Here is a 15803-nt window from a genome sequence, read left to right on the forward strand (position 1 = left end):
CCGGGCGAACCTGCCCGATGACTCTTCGTACGGCGAATCGGATACGCGGAATCCCGCGTCTTCGCCACCCGCTCCCGCACCGCACGGTGCGCGGGGCACCGATGCCCGAAAGGCACCTCCCCCTTGACTGACACCACCTTCGGCGCGCTCGGCGTGCCCGCCCCGCTCGTCGCCGCACTCACGGCCGACGGCAAGACCACCCCGTTCCCCATCCAGCAGGACACGCTGCCCGACACGCTCGCAGGCCGCGACGTGCTCGGCCGCGGCAAGACCGGCTCGGGCAAGACCCTCGCGTTCTCGCTGCCCATGGTCGCGCGCCTCGGCGGCGAGCTCGCCGGCGGACGCCGCCGTGCCGGCCGCCCGCTCGGCCTGGTGCTCGCACCGACCCGCGAGCTGGCGACGCAGATCGCCGCGACCATGCAGCCGCTCGCCGACGCGTACGGCCTCGTGACCACCACGATCTACGGCGGCATCAACCAGAAGCGCCAGGTCGAGGCGCTGAAGGCCGGCGTCGACATCGTCGTGGCCTGCCCCGGCCGCCTCGAGGACCTCATGCAGCAGGGCTTCGTGACCCTCGACGCCGTCGAGATCACGGTGCTCGACGAGGCCGACCACATGGCCGACCTCGGATTCCTGCCGGTCGTCACGCGCATCATGGACAAGACCCCCTCGGGCGGCCAGCGCATGCTCTTCTCCGCCACCCTGGACAACGGCGTGGACAGGCTCGTGCGCCGTTACCTCCAGAACGAGGTGCTCCATTCGGTCGACGAGGCCAACTCGCCCGTCGCCGCGATGACCCACCACGTGTTCGAGGTCGCCGACGTCGATGCGAAGAACGACCTCGTGCGCGCGCTCGCGTCGGGCTCCGGCCGTCGCATCCTGTTCATGCGCACCAAGCACCACGCGAAGAAGCTCGCGAAGAAGCTGACGGATGCCGGCATCCCGGCCGTCGACCTGCACGGCAACCTGTCGCAGCCGGCGCGCGACCGCAACCTGGCGGCGTTCCACGACGGCTCGGTCAAGGTCATGGTCGCGACCGACGTGGCCGCCCGCGGCGTGCACGTCGACGACGTCGAGCTCGTGATCCATGTCGACCCGCCGATGGAGCACAAGGCGTACCTGCACCGTTCGGGCCGCACCGCCCGCGCGGGCAGCGAGGGCGACGTCGTGACGATCTGCCTGCCGAGCCAGCGCGGCGACCTGAAGTCGCTGCTGCGAAAGGCCGCGATCACCGTCACGCCCGAGCAGGTCACGCCCGATTCGGCATCCGTGGTCGCGCTGATCGGCGAAGTCGCCCCCTACGTGAAGCCCGCGCCGCGCGAACAGCGCCAGCAGCAGGGCGGCGGAGGCCGCTCGCAGGGCGCGAACGCCCAGCGCAAGCGCGCCGCACGCGACGCTCGCGGCACCGGCCAGCAGGGCGGCGGTCAGGGCTCGCGTCGCGGCGGCCGTGGCGGTCGCGACGCGGTGCACCCCGGTACCGCCGACCAGGCACCGGCACGCCCCCGCAGGGACCGCTCGGGCCGACCGACGGACGCGAAGGCGCAGGCACCGCGACGCGGCACCGGCCACAGCCGAGGCGCCCAGACCACCGGCGCGCAGCGCCAGCAGCGCCCGCAGCCGGCCGCCCAGGGCGGCCAGCGCCAGCGCACGAATCGCCGCGCGCAGGGCTGATCGCGCGAGCGCGATGCGGGTGCCGGCGGGGAACCGTCGGCACCCGCATCCGCTCGATTTCTCTTCCGACGCGGGCTGGCCTACCCTCTGAGCCATGGGCACCGAGGTCGTTGCAGAAGTCGTCATCCGTCCGATTCGCGATGTGGACGCCGAAGCGCTCGGCAGAGTCCACGCGCAGTGCTGGCACGAGGACTACGACCAGCTGGTCGACGCCGCGACGCTGGCGAACCTGTCGCCCCGCCGCATGGCCGAACTCTGGACCCACTGGGTGAACCAGGGCGACGACTACACGCACGTCGCCGCACTGGTCGACGGTGAGATCGTCGGCTTCGCCGGCGCCGGTCCCGCCCGTGACGACGACGCCCCGCGCGAGCGCGAGCTCTTCTTCATCCACCTGCTCGACGCGTTCCACGGCCGCGGCATCGGCCAGCAGCTGTTCGACGCGGCCGTCGGCGAGGCATCCGTCTACTGCTGGGTGCCCGACACCAACGAGTACGCGCTGCACTTCTACGACCGCAACGGCTTCACGCGCGACGGCGTCGAGCACGACGAGCCGTTCCTCGGCGAGACGATCCACGAGGTGCGCCTGGTCCGCTGACCGGGCCCGACTTCGACGACCCCGTATCAGGATTCCGTATCTACGCCTCGCATCCGGATTTCGTAATAGACTGCCGCCATCCGGATTTCGTAATAGGGGTGGATGATGGCACGGTTCGAGGCGAAGCTGCGCTCTCCCGCCGACCTCGGTCTTGCGATTCAGCAGGCACGCCTGGCGAACGGGCTCACGCAGACCGAGCTCGCTGATCGACTGGGCATCTCCCAGCGGTCGGTGAGCGAGGTGGAGTCCGGGAGGCCGACGATCTGGGCTCGTCGAGTCTTCGATCTGTTGAGCGCGACGGGCGTCGAGCTGTCGGCGACCTGGGAAGGCGACGAGCTCCCGTGAGACTCGCCGTCGAGCTGTACGACACCCTTCTGGGCCATCTCGAAGGCCCGGACGCGCGGTCCTTCGACTTCCGATTCGCTGCAGAAGCGCAGGAACGCTTCGGAGCGAACAGCCGCGTCCTGTCGGTGGCGATGCCGCTGATCGGATCGCTGCCGAGACAGCACGCCGGGCGCCGCCGGAACTGGTTCGGCGAACTGCTGCCCGAGGGCGACCAACTCGACTACATGCTGGCGCAGGGGGCTGCGGCGCGGGGACGTTCCCGGGTTCCTCGCACGGTACGGCCGAGACGTCGCCGGCGCCCTGCAGGTCTGGGATGTGGACGATCCGACGGAACCTCGGACCCCGGAGACACGGCCAGTCGATGCGCGCGGTATCCGACGACTCCTGGAGGATCCGATCGGCGCTCCGCTCGGCAATGCCTCCGAGCTGGGGCGCACGTCGCTCGGAGGCGTGCAGCCGAAGATCGTGCTCGCGCGGGAAGGCGTCGGGTGGCACCAGGCGCTCGGCGGCTACCCGTCGACGCACATCCTGAAGCCACGGCTCGCTGCACGACCGACCGTCATCTTCGACGAGGAGTACGGGGCGCGATTGGCGCGGCGACTCGGCCTCGCCGCCTTCGACACCCGGATCGACGAGTTCGACGGATTGCCGACGCTGGTCATCGAGCGCTTCGACCGAGTGGGCGGAGCACGCGTGCACCAGGAGGACTTCAATCAGGCGCTGGGGGCGAGCGGCAACCAGAAGTACCAGGAGCTCGGCGGCGTCGTCAGCCTGGCACGGGTCGCGGACGCGGTGTCGCGATACGCGGCATCCGCCGACCTCGTTCGACTCGCCCGCCTCACCGTGCTCGCCGTCGGCATCGGCAACCTCGACATGCACACCAAGAACATCGGCATGCTCCACCCAGCGGACGACGCGCCGTCCCTCGCCCCGGCGTACGACCAGGTGCCGCTCGCTCATCTCCCCGGTCTCAACGGGCGGCTTGCTCTGGCGGTGAATCGGAAGTACCGGCTCGCCGAGGTCACCCGCGACGACCTCGTCGCCGAGTTCGAGTCGTGGCGACTCCGACGGGCGGGTGCCGTCGTGGCCGAGACGCTCGACCAACTGTCGGCAGCGGTCGACGACGAGACCCCGCACGATCTCGCGCACCCGGACCTGCATCGCGTCATCCGGGGACTCGTCGACAACCTGCTCGGCGGACGAGGGGCCGGCGCGTAGCAGGGCGGATGCCGCTAGGGCAGGCGCCCGACCGACGCGAGCGCCTGGCGGATGAGCGTGCCGCGGCCGCCCTCCATCTCGGCGGCGACCTCGGCCGCGCACGCCTCCTCGGGGGTCATCCAGGTGACCTCGAGCGCGTCCTGCCGCGGCTCGCACGTGCCGGTGACCGGCACCACGTACGCGAGCGAGACGGCGTGCTGGCGGTCGTCGGTGAACGGCGAGATGCCCGGCATCGGGAAGTACTCGGCGACCGCGAACGGCACCGGGCTCGCGGGCAGGAGCGGGAACGCCATGGGCCCGAGATCCTTCTCGAGGTGGCGGAAGAGCGCGTCGCGCAGCGTCTCGCCGTACATCACGCGGCCCGAGACCAGCGTGCGGGTGATCTCGCCGGTCGGGGTGCCGCGCAGCAGCACGCCCACCTCGACCACCACGCCGAGCCCGTCGACGCGCACGGGCACGGCCTCGACGTAGATGAGGGGCAGCCGCTGGCGCACTTCCTCGAGCTCGATGTCGCTCAGCCAGCCGGGGTTCGCCGGCGGCACGGGCGCCGGCGCCTCGCCCTGGGACTGGGACTCCCAGTCGGGATCGGGGTCGGGGGTGCGCACGCTCATGGCTCCATTGTGTCCCAGCGGGCTGCCGTGTCCAGCACACTCCGCACGGTCGCTGCAGGCCGCCGGATGCGAGGATGGAGCCCTCGCCCGACGGGCGCGACGGGAGGGGACCGACATCGACGCACGCGAACCCGTGACCATCGACGACGGCGCGGTGCTGTGGTCGGCCTCCGGTGCCGACCGCGAGGGCCGACCGCTGCTCGTGCTGCTGCACGGCTACAACTCGCACGAGGGAGACCTGTTCGGGCTCGCCCCGTATCTGCCGCTGCAGCCGGTCGTGGCCTCGCTGCGGGCGCCGCTGCACACGGGCTACGGGTTCGCCTGGTTCCCGCTGCAGGTCGCGGCGGACGGCGGCGTCGGCCTCGGGGAGGCGGAGGCGCGACGTGCCGAGGCGGCCGCGGACGCGGTCATCGCGTGGGCCGAGGCGCTCGACCCGGCGCCTCCGACGATCGGGCTGCTCGGGTTCTCGCAGGGCGGCGCACTCTCGATCGAGCTGCTGCGCCGGCGCAGCGACCTGTTCGGCTTCGCGGTGTCGCTGGCGGGCTTCGTGCTGCCCGGCGAGCGCGACGGCGACGCGGCGCTGGCCGACCGGCAGCCCGCCGTGTTCTGGGGCCGCGGCACGGAGGACACCGTGATTCCGGCCGACGCGATCGCGCGCACGCAGGAGTGGCTGCCCGAACGGGTCGACCTCGATGCGCGCATCTACGAGGGGCTCGGCCACGCGGTGTCGGAGCTCGAGCTCGCCGACGTCACCGCGTTCCTGCGCGGCCGCTACGCCTGAGCGTCGTCGGCGTTCCGCGCGGCGCGCTCGGCGTCGCGCTCCTTGACCCGGCGGTTCTCGGCGCGCACCTGCGCCTGCGTCGCCCGCTCGGCCGACAGCCACTCGGGCATCTCGGCGAGCAGCTCCTGGATCTGCGCGGTCGTGAGCGGCTCGTCGATGCCGGCACGGGCGAGGCCCGAGTTCGAGACGCCGAGCTTGCGAGCCACGACCGGCCGCGGGTGCGGGCCCTCGCGGCGCAGCACCTGCAGCCACTCGGGCGGGTCGGCCTGCAGCGCGTCGAGCGCGTCGCGCGTGACCGGCGCGGAGCGGAACTCCTCGGGCGCGGCCGCCAGGAGGATGCCGAGCTTCTTCGCCGCGGTCTCCGGCTTCATGGTCTGCTGCCCGCCTGCACTCATCCCGCCAGCGTATAGCCTTGGCATGGCCGCGGCACGGGGTGCGGCCGGGAAGGCGATCGGGCTCGTGGCGCTCAGGCTGACCTACGTCGAGGGCGTGAGCCCGGCGAAGTGGTTGCGTGCGTGGGCCGACCGTCGCCCCGACCTCCCGCTCGAGGCGACACGGGTGCCGGATGCCTCGCAGCTCACCGCGCTCGAGTCCGGCGACGCCGACCTCGCCTTCGTGCGCCTGCCCGTACCCACCGACGGCCTGCACGCGATTCCCCTCTGGGAGGAGGTCGCGGTCGTGGTCGCCCCGAAGGACCACGCCATCGCCGCGGTCAACGCGGTGACGCTCGCCGACCTCGACGACGAGCCGCGCGCACCCGTGCAGCCGTCGCGCGAGGGCACGATCGAGCTGGTCGCGGCGGGCACCGGGGTCGCGATCGTGCCGCACTCGATCGCCCGCCTGCACCATCGCCGCGACGTCGTGGCGGTGCCGGTGACGGATGCCCCGACGACCCGCATCGCGCTGGTCTGGCGCGTCGAGCGCGACGACGCCGACATCCAGGAGTTCGTGGGCGTCGTGCGCGGACGCACGGCGCGGTCGTCGCGCGGGGCCGCCGACGAGGCATCCGATCAGCCCGAACGCGCACGCGACAACCGCACCGCGAAGAGCGCCAAGACCGGTCGCGCGAGCCGCGATCGCCGCGCCCGGCGCGCACCCGGCTCGGGCCGCGACAGCCGCAGCCGACGGGGGCGTCGCCGGTGAAGCCGTTCCTGTTCCTCTCCGCCCGGCCCGAGGTCGAGGCCGTCGGCCCCGAGTACGAGTCGGTGCGCTCGGCGATGAATCTCGATGCGGGCCGCCTCGAGCACCATCGGCTCGACGTCTCCGCGCTCGAGCGGCAGCGCCTCGACGCGTTCGCGGGCGTCGTCGTCGGCGGCAGCCCGTTCAACGTGACGACTCCGCACGAGCACGTCTCCGACGTGCAGCGTCGCGTCGAGGACGACCTCGCGTGGGTCGCCGAGCGCGGGCTCGCGGGCGACGTGCCGGTGCTCTTCACCTGCTACGGCATCGGCGTGCTCACGCGGGTGCTGGGCGGCGAGGTCGGGCTCGACCACGGCGAGGAGGCGCAGGCCGTGCGCGTCGAGCTGACCGACGACGGCCGGCTCGACCCGCTCACCGGCGTGTTGCCGCCCGAGTTCGACGCGCTCGTCGGCCACAAGGAGGCCACGGTGCGGCTGCCGGAGCGCGCAACGCTGCTCGCCGGGTCGGCCAGCTGCCCGGTGCAGGTCTACCGGGTCGGCACCCGCGTCTACGCCACCCAGTTCCACCCCGAGGTGACCCCGGCCGACTTCGTGGCTCGTGCCCGCGTCTACCGCCACCACGGCTACTTCCCCGCGCGCGAACTCGCGGCGGTCGAGGCGCGCATCCACGGGGCATCCGTCACCTGGCCCCGCACGATGCTCGCGCGCTTCGCCGAGCTGTTCGGCTGAGCCTCACGACTCCTCGGTGACGTCGGCGGGGTCGACGTCGGGGCGCAGGCCCCGCCAGGTGGGGTGGCGGGCGTGGCCGGCGGGCGTCCACTCGCCGAACGCGATCTCGCCGACGAGGCGGGGCTCGACCCACACGGCATCGGATGCCTCGGCGGGCGGCACCTCGATGAACGGACTGTCCGCCCGGTGCAGCGGTTCCAACAGCCCCGCGATGCGGGCGAGCTGCGCGTCAGTGAACCCGGTGCCGACCCGCCCCGCGTAGCGGAGGCCCCCGGCGCCGGGGATGCCGATGAGCAGCGAGCCGAAGGTGTCGTCGCGCATGCCTTTGCCCGGCCGCCAGCCGCCGATCACCACCGACTGCACGCGCTCGTGTTTGACCTTCAGCCAGTCGGTCGAGCGGGCGCCGGGCCGGTAGCGCGAGTCGGCGTCCTTCGCCACGACCCCCTCGAGGCCGAGCGCGCGGCTCTGCTCGATCGCGGCGGCGACGTCGCCCTCGAACGCGGGCGGCACCTGCACGGGCGAGGCGGCCTCGGGCGGCACGAGGCGTTCGAGCAGGTCGCGACGTTCGCGGTACGGCCGGTCGACCACCGACTCGCCGTCGACCGCGAGCACGTCGAACAGCAGCAGCCGCACGGGCACCTCCTCGGCCGCGCGGCGGATCTCGCGGGGCGCCGTCAGGTGCATCCGCTGCTGCATGCGCCCGAAGTCGGGCCGCCCGGTCGCGTCGAGCGCGACCACCTCGCCGTCGAGCACGGCCGAGCCCGCGTCGACCCGAACGGGCAGCCCTTCGAGCTCTGGGTAGCGCGCCGACACCTCGATGCCGTTGCGCGTGAACATGCGCAGCCGCCCGCCGTCGACCTCGACGAGGGCGCGCATGCCGTCCCACTTCATCTCGGCGACCCACTCGCCATGGGCGAGGTCGTGCGGGCGAGCGGTGGCGGCGAGCATCGGCTGCCAGCTGAACGGCCGCTCGGGCTCGGCGGGAGCGGGCTCGGGCCGCGGCGGCCGCCTCGTGCGCACCGCCGGCCGCTTCATGCGGTGCAGCAACCAGGTCGACTTCTCGCCCGATCCGTCGGTACGGATGAGCGCGAACCGCCCGTCGCCCGCCGGCCCGCCGCGGTCGGTGTGCAGCGTCACGATCACCTCGTCGTCGCGCCACTTCTCGAGGTCGTAGACGCCGGTGTCCCACAGGTCGACCCGGCCGGCGCCGTATTCCCCTTCGGAATGGTGCCCTCGAAGGTGGCGTACTCGAGCGGGTGGTCCTCGGTCATGACCGCGAGGTGGTTGCGCCCCGACTCCTCGGGCAGCCCCTTCGGCACGGCCCAGCTCACCAGCACGCCGTCGTGCTCGAGACGGAAGTCGTAGTGCTCGCGGCTGGCGAAGTGGTGCTGGATCACGAACCGCGGCAGGTCGCCCGGCGCAGGAGGCGCGGCGCCGGCGGCCGGCACCGGCTCGGGCGTGCGGTCGGCCGAGCGCTTCTCGCGGTAACGGCCGAGGCGATCGGATGCCCCCTGGGCGGCAGCGTCCGCCACGGTCGCCATGAACTCCCCGGCGACGCGCCCACGTGCCCCTGGCGGAGCGGCTCCATGGGATCGCCCCGCTCGGCGACGAGCGCGAGCACCTCGCCGTACTCGAGGTGGCGCAGGTCGGGCTCGGCGAGCTCCTCCCAGGTGCGGGGCGCCGCGACCGTCGGGCGGAACCGGCCGCGCAGCGAGTACGGCGCGATGGTCGTCTTCTTGCCGTTGTTCTGGCTCCAGTCGAGGAAGACCCGGCCCGGGCGCACCGACTTGCTCATCGAGCTCACGACGAGCTTCGGGTGGTCGGCCTCGAGGCTGCGGGCGAGCTCGCGGGCCAGCGCGCTGGTCTGGTCGCTCGAGAGCGTCCCGTCGAGCGGGGCGTAGAGGTGGATTCCCTTGGACCCGCTCGTCACGGGCACGGAGCCCAGGCCCATCCCGTCGAGGATCTCGCGGACGAGGAACGCCACCTCGGCGCATCCGCCGAGCCCCACCCCCTCGCCCGGGTCGAGGTCGAGGACCAGCCGATCGGGGTGCTGCGGGGTGCCGGCCGCGTCGAACCGCCACTGCGGCACATGCAGTTCGAGCGCGGCGAGCTGGGCGAGCCAGACGAGCGTCGGCAGGTCGTCGACCACGGGGTAGGTGTTGTCGTGGTCGGAGTGCGGGATGCGCGCGCGCCGCACCCAGTCGGGCGTGCCCTGGCCGAGGTCCTTCGCGAAGAACGTGCCGCCCGGGGCATCCGCCGTGCCCACCCCGTCGACCCAGCGCTTGCGGGTGCAGGGGCGCCCGGCCACGTAGGGCAGCATCACGGGCGCGATCTCGGCGTAGTAGCCGATCACGTCGCCCTTGGTCGTGCCCGCGTCGGGGTACATGACCTTGTCGAGGCTCGTGATGCGCAGGCGGCGTCCGCCGACCTGCACGACCTGCTCCCCGACCCCGGCATGCCCCCATCCTGCCGCGCGAGGGCTGGCCGTGGCATCCGTTCGGGTGTTGACTGAGGGGTATGCGTTCCATCTGGAAGGGCGCGCTGACCTTCGGGCTCGTCAACGTGCCGGTGAAGTTGTACAGCGCCACCGAGGACCACGACGTGTCGCTGCACCAGGTGCACGAGGCCGACGGCGGGCGGATCCGCTACGAGCGGCGCTGCGAGGTGTGCGGCAAGGTCGTGAAGTACCAGGACATCGACAAGGCGTACGACGACGGCGAGCACACGGTGATCCTCACCAAGGACGACTTCGACGCGCTGCCCGCCGAGCGCAGCCGCGAGATCGAGGTCGTCGAGTTCGTGCCGAACGACCAGATCGACCCGCTCATGTTCGAGCGCAGCTACTACCTCGAGCCCGACTCGAAGTCGCCGAAGGCGTACGTGCTGCTGCGCCGCACCCTCGAGTCGACCGACCGCACCGCGATCGTGCGGTTCGCGCTGCGGCAGAAGACGCGGCTCGCCGCCCTTCGGGTGCGCGACGACGTGCTCGTGCTGCAGACGTTGCTCTGGGCCGACGAGGTGCGCGAGGCGAAGTTCCCGTCGATCGACGAGGAGGTGAAGATCTCGCAGAAGGAGCTCGACCTCTCGAACAGCCTCGTCGAGAGCTTCGCCGACGACTTCCATCCCGAGAACTTCGAGGACGAGTACCAGGTCGAGCTGCGCAAGCTCATCGACGCGAAGATCGAGCAGGGCGAGGCGATCGACACCGCCGCGACCTTCGGCGAGCGCGAGGAGGGCGAGACTGGCGGCGAGGTCATCGACCTCATGGAGGCGCTGCGCCGCAGCGTCGACTCGGCGCGGGCGCGCAAGAGCGGGTGAGGGCGCGCCGAACGGATGCCACCCCGGCAGTCTCGGCCCTCACCCGCTACCGCTCAGCGAACTCGTCGACGCCAGTTGCCGTTGCACCGTGCGCCTGCTCGATGGCGCCCACCCAGGTGTTGAGAGCAGCAATCACATCGCCCAACGACAGGGCCACGCCGGCTTCACCGGCAGGCTTGCGCCACTCAGATTCCCACAGCTCATTGCTGACGATGGCCGGCGGCCACGTCCGCGAGGGGCCGCCGGCCGCCTTGGCCTCCTCGGCACGGGCGCTGAAGACGTCAACCGCGGCCGACCGAACCTCCGTGAGGTCAGCACCGTCCGGGTAGAACGTCTGCTTGATGAGGTGCAGGTCGACCAGGTCGCGCACCCTCAGGTTGGACTCGTCCGGCGGGTTGTGAGGGTCGGTGCACGCGTGGAGCTTCTGGGCGACTTGGTACGCCATCGTGATGGTCGCGAGGTCCGACGGCTGCTCGATGCCGAAGAACGTCGTGGACGGAGCAGGGATGGTACCGACGTGCTGGTCGATCGCTCCTTCGCCGAACGAGACCTCAACCTTGATGTTCGCCCACCGCTTGCCCTTGATGTCGAGCAATACGTTGAAACGGCGAGGCTTGCGACGTGTCTTCGCGCCCTCGATGACCGCGAACGCGGTGCGAGTGAGGTCGAACACGCCCCAAGGCTCCTCAAGGGCGGTGTCCACCGCCTGCTCGAACTCCTCCACGGCGCCACGGAACAGCGTGTCGAGGTCCTTCGTCGCGCGCGACCGCAGATTCAGGGCCCTCTCGATGAACACGCCACCCTTCACCACGAACAGGGGTGTGTCATCCGCCATCAACGCACGTTGCAGCGCTGCTGCGACGATGGTCGAGGCGACTACCCAGCGTGTTCGGTCCCCGCCTGCACCGACGATCCGCTCGGCGTGGCTCACCCATTGGTTCAGGATCGAAGCACTGGCCGGGGTGCGGTCTTTCGCGGGCAACGCCGAGAATGGATCGCTCACCGTTCTCCTTCGAGCCTGCTGCGGAGCGTGACTTGCTCGGCGTCCGTGATGCTGCCTCGAGCCCGGGCTTCCCCGATCGCCTGGTTGACGAGCTGGAACGGCACGTGCGTGTCGATAGCCTGCCGGATCGCCGTGTACGGCTTCACGCAGCGAATACCCTCCCACCAACCGAGGTCCTTGGACGCAAGGTCCTCGTTGTGGACGACGATCCCCACGCCTCCCGCTCGTCGAATGCGCTCTCCCACCCCCACAGTGACGTGCGTCTTGGGCGGGTTGATGTCCGAGAGCTCGAGGAGACTCAGCGCGGTGTCGTGCGAGAGCGCCGCCTCAGGCCTGCCGGTCCAGAGCACGGCAAACCGGTAGCTGGCGGCTCGAGTCACAGGGAACTCCTCGAACCGATAGACGCCGGTGGCTTCACGCATGATCTTGCCGCGATACGCGAGCTGTTGCAGGTCACGCGCAGCGATCCCGAGGGCGCGTGCGTCGTCGAGGGTGACGTAGCCGTCTTGCTCGGCTGCGATGGCCATCAGTTCTGTGCGAGCGGTCATGTCCCCAATACCTCGGTGTCAAAAACATAGCAAAAATGAGATGATCTTGACAGGGAGACGATCGAGCGGATGCTCGGCCTGGATGGCGAACCCCGCCCGAATCGCACGGGAAATCGGGCCAGACTCTCGTCTGTTACTAGTCGACCACGGGACAGGTATCGCGATTCGCCGGAGACTCGCGCGGCCCATCCCCGAAATCTCCGCATACATGACCAAGATCCCACCGACTCTGGCCGTCACACGTCGTGAAACGGATCTCTGTCCAATCTGCACCGCCAAAATACAGAGTCTCGCTGAAGAGAACGAGAGCCGCATCGTGGTAGCGGACCTCGAATGTGTACTCCGATGTGGGCTCCCAAGTTGCGTTGCCCGAATATGAAGCCCCTTGGAAACCGGTCACGCAGTAGTTGCCGTTCCCATCGACGATGGATGTTCCCAACGGCACGCCGCTGACAGTGGCGTCGGCGTTCTCGAAGAGCACGATCTCGATGTCGTCCTGCACCCGACTGCCCTCAATGTAGGAGGAGTTTGCAGCCCAAGCGATCGGCGGATCGAATACCGGGGTTCCTCCGGCACAACCTGAAAGACCTCCAACCGTCGCGATGCAACAGATCATCAACAGCGGCCATGGCCAACTTCGAATCGGCACCATGCTGCTGCCCGCCAAAGATCGAGTCGTCGTTCGAGTACTCCAGTATGAGCGAAAGGTAACGCTCGCTGGTGAGCCCGCACAGCTGGCGGGCGTCATCGCCCGGAGACGACGGATGCCGCGGCGGAACGTTCCGCCGCGGCATCCGTGTTCGTGCTCAGCGCTTGCGCGTGAACAGGCCGAAGATGAGGAGGACGACGATCGAGCCGAGAATGGCGACGATCCACGTCTGCCAACTCCAGAACTCCTCGAGACCGATGCCGAAGAGGACGCTGCCCAGCCAGCCGCCGAGGAGCGCGCCGACCACGCCGAGCAGCAGCGTGATGAACCAGCCCCCGCCCTGCTTGCCGGGGAGGATCAGCTTGGCGATCGCTCCGGCGATGAGGCCGAGGATGAGAAATGCGAAGAATCCCATGGGGGTGCCCTTCTTTCATTCAGGTAGTGCTCAGCAAACCACCACCGGGCGTCCGGGGAAGCCCTTGCCCGCGGCGTGTTCCGACTGGTCACCCCGCGGCCATGATCGGCGGCGCCGCTGACTGTGCACAGGGGCGACGGAGTCCGTTTCCGGAGGCGATCGGTCACTATGGTGGCCGGATGAGCGACGGAGCGGACGAGGAGCCCCGCAACGATGTCACCGCCCCCGTCGGCGAGCAGCCCCGCACCGGCGGTGGGCCGTCGCGACGCACGATCGGGCTCATCGCGGGCGGTGCGGGTGCGCTCGTGCTGCTGATCGCCGGATCGGTCGCCTTGGGCGTGGTCGTGGGTGCCGCCCTGGTCGGGTCGCCCGCGGCACCGGCTGCCGAGGCGGTGAGCGCGACGGATGCGGCGGGGCCGACGGATGCCGCGCCGGCCGCACCGCCACCCGAGGAGACGTCGGAGCCCTCGAACGGGCAATCGCAACCGGCTCCGGCACCGGCACCGCAGGAGCCGGGACTCGAACCGCGCTCACTCGTCATCCAGCCGACGTTGCTGTGCCAGGCCGCGAACGGGTACTGCCCGGAGCCTTCCTACGACACCGTGGCGATCGCGGAGGTCTGGTCGCTCGCCGGCATCGAGGTGACATTCCGCCCGATCGCCCGCATCTACGACGACGTGCACTTCCTGCAGCCGAACTGCTACGCGGGCTACCTCGACTACATGGGCGCGCCGGCGGATGCGGCGGCACCGATCACGATGTCGATCCACGACCCGTGCCCGCCGTCGAGCCAACCGCTCGCGCGGCACAGCGGCAACGGGTTCGTCGTGCCGGGCGAGCTGCAACCCGACTCGCTGGCGATCGCGCGCATGATCGGGCTGAACCTCGGGCTCGCCGAGCGCGACGAGCCGGGCGCGCTGATGAGCACGACGGAACCGGGAACGGCGCTCTCCGCCGACGACATCGCGCGAGCCCGGACGAGTGCGCTCACCACCTCCGGCTGACCCTCCGCCGATGTGCGGCCGGGCGCTCAGTCGACGCGCGTGCAGCGCACGGCCATGAACGGCCGGCCCGGCAGCTCCACGCGCACGGTGGAGCGATGGCTCCCGGGCATCCGCTCGACCGTCATGTTCCAGGTGTCGATCACGTCGATCGTCCACTCCCCCTCGGCGAGCATGACGTTGCGGAAGCGCGGACGGTTGAAGCCGAAGTACCCGATGTGCTCCCGGCCGGCGACGCCGCCCCACGGCACGTCCCAGTCCGAGGGCAGCGGGTCCCACACGCCACCGGGCGTCTCGGCGAGCAGCAGCTCGAGGAACGCGATGCGCGCGGGCGAGTCGCCGTGCAGCTCGCCGCCCTTCGACCACCAGAGCACCTCGTCCTCGCGCAGGTACGTCTCGCCGTGGCCGACGTACCCGCCGCGGACGGCACCCTCCCAGAAGCGGCGCACCATCTCCTCGCCGGTGATGTTGCCCCAGCCCTGGTCGATGTCGCCCTCGTACGCGCACTCGTCGATCACGACGGGCTTGCCCCAGCGCTCGCGCCACTCGTCCGTGTTCTCCGCCGTGCGGTAGACGTCCACGCGCTGCACGCTGACGTGCGTGATCCACGGCTTGGCGTAGTCGTAGAACGGGCGGCAGTTGTGGATGGAGTTGAGGTGGCCGAACGGGTCCTCCTCGCCCACGATGGCCGCGAGGCGCTCCCAGTCGGACTCGTCCTTCGACCAGAGCAGGTCGTACTCGTTCGCCATCGACCACCACACGTTCGCGAAGCCGGCGAGCCGGCGCACGACGTAGCGCAGGTAGCGGTCGTCGACCGCGGGCCCCAGGTCGGCGAAGCCCCACCGGTCGTAGGCGTGGAAGAGGATGAGGTCGGCCTGGATGCCGAGCGCGCCGAGTTCGGCGATGCGCTGCTCGAGCCGGCGGAAGTGCGTGGGGTCGAACCGGGTCGGGTCGAACCCGTCGGCGAGCGAGCCGACGAACGGGAAGTCGTCGGGCTCGTTGGCGTTGTAGAGGTACGACTTCGGGAACACGCACATGCGCAGCTTCGTGAATGACGCGTCCGCCAGCGTGCGCAGCGTCTGCTGCTGCAGGTTCTCGGGCTGGTGGGTCCAGGCGTAGGCGGTGGTGCCGATCGGCCGGTGGCGCGTGCCGTCGGCGTGACGGAAGTGGAAGCCGTCCACCACGACCGGCCCGTGCGCGTCCTCGGGAGCGGGCCCGACCTGCGCCTCGCCTTCCACGCCGTCGAGCGACCGTGCGGTCGAGCGCGTGCGGAACCGCCACGTGCCCGGCTGGTCGGCGAGCGCGCGCACGACCCAGGCGCCGTCGCCGTCGTAGAAGCCGCCGACCCGCACCTCGGTGCCGTCGGGGCGCGTGAACACCGCATCCAGCTCGACGTCGACGAACGGGTTGCCGTGCGAGGGACCCGACAGGCGCATCTCGAGCGCAGCCCACTGCCCGACCGGTGCGGGCGGATGCAGCGTGGCCGAGCCGCGCGGCACGTCATCGCCCTCGTAGTCGGCGTCGGGGGCGATCGCCGGCGCGTACGGGGGTCGCGGCGCGCCCTCGCCGACCTCGGCGAGCGCGGCCCAGAGCCGCTCGCGCTCGGCCGGGTCCTCGAGCGCCGGGACGAGTGCGACCAGTTGGCCGAGCCGGCCGTCGCGGAACTGCGTCGCCATGGGCGAGGCGGCGATGCCGGGCAGGTACCGCTCCAGCACGGCCCTCGCGGCCGGGTCGTCGAGCGCCTCGCCGAACGTGGTCGCGCGGTCGAACATGTGGA

Annotated in this window: 19 protein-coding genes and 1 pseudogene; 10 read left to right on the forward strand and 10 right to left on the reverse strand. The window is 71.0% G+C overall.

The window, feature by feature from the left end; all coding sequences use genetic code 11:
* Positions 1–123: 123 nt before the first annotated feature.
* The 5 genes and pseudogenes from QUE38_RS04260 (at position 124) to QUE38_RS04280 (ending at position 3832) form a co-directional block, all read left to right on the forward strand.
* Entirely contained in the window at positions 124–1671 is a 1548-nt protein-coding gene (locus QUE38_RS04260) for a DEAD/DEAH box helicase (protein WP_286310377.1), read from the forward strand.
* 94 nt (positions 1672–1765) lie between these two features.
* Positions 1766–2269, forward strand: a complete 504-nt coding sequence (locus QUE38_RS04265; RefSeq protein ID WP_286310378.1) for a GNAT family N-acetyltransferase — start codon at positions 1766–1768, stop codon at positions 2267–2269.
* A gap of 105 nt (positions 2270–2374) precedes the next feature.
* Positions 2375–2614 carry a helix-turn-helix domain-containing protein gene (locus QUE38_RS04270; RefSeq protein WP_286310379.1) on the forward strand — a complete coding sequence of 80 codons (240 nt, stop codon included), beginning with the start codon at positions 2375–2377 and terminating at the stop codon, positions 2612–2614.
* Positions 2611–2796, forward strand: a pseudogene (locus QUE38_RS04275) (type II toxin-antitoxin system HipA family toxin); the annotation flags it as partial. The gene QUE38_RS04270 and the pseudogene QUE38_RS04275, both read left to right, overlap by 4 nt.
* Before the next feature lie 268 nt (positions 2797–3064).
* The gene (locus tag QUE38_RS04280) at positions 3065–3832 is read left to right on the forward strand and encodes a type II toxin-antitoxin system HipA family toxin (RefSeq protein ID WP_286310380.1); all 768 of its coding nucleotides are present in this window, start codon (positions 3065–3067) and stop codon (positions 3830–3832) included.
* A 14-nt stretch (positions 3833–3846) separates the two neighbouring features.
* On the opposite strand, the gene QUE38_RS04285 is transcribed toward QUE38_RS04280, so the two are convergent.
* Entirely contained in the window at positions 3847–4443 is a 597-nt protein-coding gene (locus tag QUE38_RS04285) for a DUF4916 domain-containing protein (protein ID WP_286310381.1), read from the reverse strand.
* A gap of 133 nt (positions 4444–4576) precedes the next feature.
* Here QUE38_RS04285 and QUE38_RS04290 point away from each other — a divergent pair, with 133 nt between their 5' ends.
* Positions 4577–5224, forward strand: a complete 648-nt coding sequence (locus tag QUE38_RS04290) for an alpha/beta hydrolase (RefSeq protein ID WP_286310382.1) — start codon at positions 4577–4579, stop codon at positions 5222–5224.
* On the opposite strand, the gene QUE38_RS04295 is transcribed toward QUE38_RS04290, so the two are convergent.
* Positions 5215–5619 (reverse strand): DUF5997 family protein, encoded by a 405-nt coding sequence (locus QUE38_RS04295; protein WP_286310383.1) that lies wholly within the window; start codon positions 5617–5619, stop codon positions 5215–5217. The genes QUE38_RS04290 and QUE38_RS04295 overlap by 10 nt on opposite strands.
* Before the next feature lie 22 nt (positions 5620–5641).
* Between QUE38_RS04295 and QUE38_RS04300 the strand changes: the two genes are divergently transcribed.
* Positions 5642–6367 carry a LysR family transcriptional regulator substrate-binding protein gene (locus tag QUE38_RS04300; RefSeq protein ID WP_286310384.1) on the forward strand — a complete coding sequence of 242 codons (726 nt, stop codon included), beginning with the start codon at positions 5642–5644 and terminating at the stop codon, positions 6365–6367.
* Positions 6364–7092 (forward strand): glutamine amidotransferase, encoded by a 729-nt coding sequence (locus tag QUE38_RS04305; RefSeq protein WP_286310385.1) that lies wholly within the window; start codon positions 6364–6366, stop codon positions 7090–7092. The genes QUE38_RS04300 and QUE38_RS04305 overlap by 4 nt, the downstream gene beginning before the upstream one ends.
* 3 nt (positions 7093–7095) lie before the next feature.
* Here the strand turns inward: QUE38_RS04305 and ligD (QUE38_RS17425) are convergent, their stop codons facing one another.
* The 3 genes from ligD (QUE38_RS17425) to ligD (QUE38_RS17435) are packed head-to-tail and all read right to left on the reverse strand — an operon-like array spanning position 7096 to position 9526.
* Positions 7096–8229, reverse strand: coding sequence for a non-homologous end-joining DNA ligase (gene ligD, locus QUE38_RS17425; protein WP_350227552.1), 1134 nt, complete (start codon positions 8227–8229; stop codon positions 7096–7098).
* A 2-nt stretch (positions 8230–8231) separates the two neighbouring features.
* Positions 8232–8489, reverse strand: a complete 258-nt coding sequence (locus QUE38_RS17430; protein ID WP_350227553.1) for a DNA polymerase ligase N-terminal domain-containing protein — start codon at positions 8487–8489, stop codon at positions 8232–8234.
* Complete coding sequence (gene ligD / locus QUE38_RS17435; RefSeq protein ID WP_350227554.1) at positions 8486–9526, reverse strand: non-homologous end-joining DNA ligase; 1041 nt, start codon at positions 9524–9526, stop codon at positions 8486–8488. The genes QUE38_RS17430 and ligD (QUE38_RS17435) overlap by 4 nt, the downstream gene beginning before the upstream one ends.
* A gap of 83 nt (positions 9527–9609) precedes the next feature.
* Here ligD (QUE38_RS17435) and ku point away from each other — a divergent pair, with 83 nt between their 5' ends.
* Positions 9610–10410, forward strand: coding sequence for a non-homologous end joining protein Ku (gene ku / locus QUE38_RS04315; RefSeq protein ID WP_286310386.1), 801 nt, complete (start codon positions 9610–9612; stop codon positions 10408–10410).
* Between the two features lie 46 nt (positions 10411–10456).
* Here the strand turns inward: ku and QUE38_RS04320 are convergent, their stop codons facing one another.
* The 4 genes from QUE38_RS04320 to QUE38_RS04335 form a co-directional block, all read right to left on the reverse strand.
* Positions 10457–11413 carry a nucleotidyl transferase AbiEii/AbiGii toxin family protein gene (locus tag QUE38_RS04320; RefSeq protein WP_286310387.1) on the reverse strand — a complete coding sequence of 319 codons (957 nt, stop codon included), beginning with the start codon at positions 11411–11413 and terminating at the stop codon, positions 10457–10459.
* Positions 11410–11961 carry a type IV toxin-antitoxin system AbiEi family antitoxin domain-containing protein gene (locus tag QUE38_RS04325; protein ID WP_286310388.1) on the reverse strand — a complete coding sequence of 184 codons (552 nt, stop codon included), beginning with the start codon at positions 11959–11961 and terminating at the stop codon, positions 11410–11412. The genes QUE38_RS04320 and QUE38_RS04325 overlap by 4 nt, the downstream gene beginning before the upstream one ends.
* A gap of 136 nt (positions 11962–12097) precedes the next feature.
* Entirely contained in the window at positions 12098–12463 is a 366-nt protein-coding gene (locus QUE38_RS04330) for a hypothetical protein (protein WP_286310389.1), read from the reverse strand.
* 304 nt (positions 12464–12767) lie between these two features.
* Positions 12768–13025: a GlsB/YeaQ/YmgE family stress response membrane protein gene (locus QUE38_RS04335; protein WP_286310390.1), complete on the reverse strand. Its 258-nt coding sequence runs from the start codon at positions 13023–13025 to the stop codon at positions 12768–12770.
* Between the two features lie 179 nt (positions 13026–13204).
* Between QUE38_RS04335 and QUE38_RS04340 the strand changes: the two genes are divergently transcribed.
* The gene (locus QUE38_RS04340) at positions 13205–14029 is read left to right on the forward strand and encodes a hypothetical protein (RefSeq protein WP_286310391.1); all 825 of its coding nucleotides are present in this window, start codon (positions 13205–13207) and stop codon (positions 14027–14029) included.
* A 26-nt stretch (positions 14030–14055) separates the two neighbouring features.
* Here QUE38_RS04340 and QUE38_RS04345 read toward each other — a convergent pair whose 3' ends face one another.
* On the reverse strand, positions 14056–15798 hold the full coding sequence (locus tag QUE38_RS04345; protein WP_286310392.1) for a DUF5605 domain-containing protein: 1743 nt from the start codon (positions 15796–15798) through the stop codon (positions 14056–14058).
* Positions 15799–15803 lie beyond the last annotated feature (5 nt).

Source organism: Agromyces mangrovi, assembly GCF_030296695.1.
GTDB classification, from domain to species: Bacteria; Actinomycetota; Actinomycetes; order Actinomycetales; family Microbacteriaceae; genus Agromyces; species Agromyces mangrovi.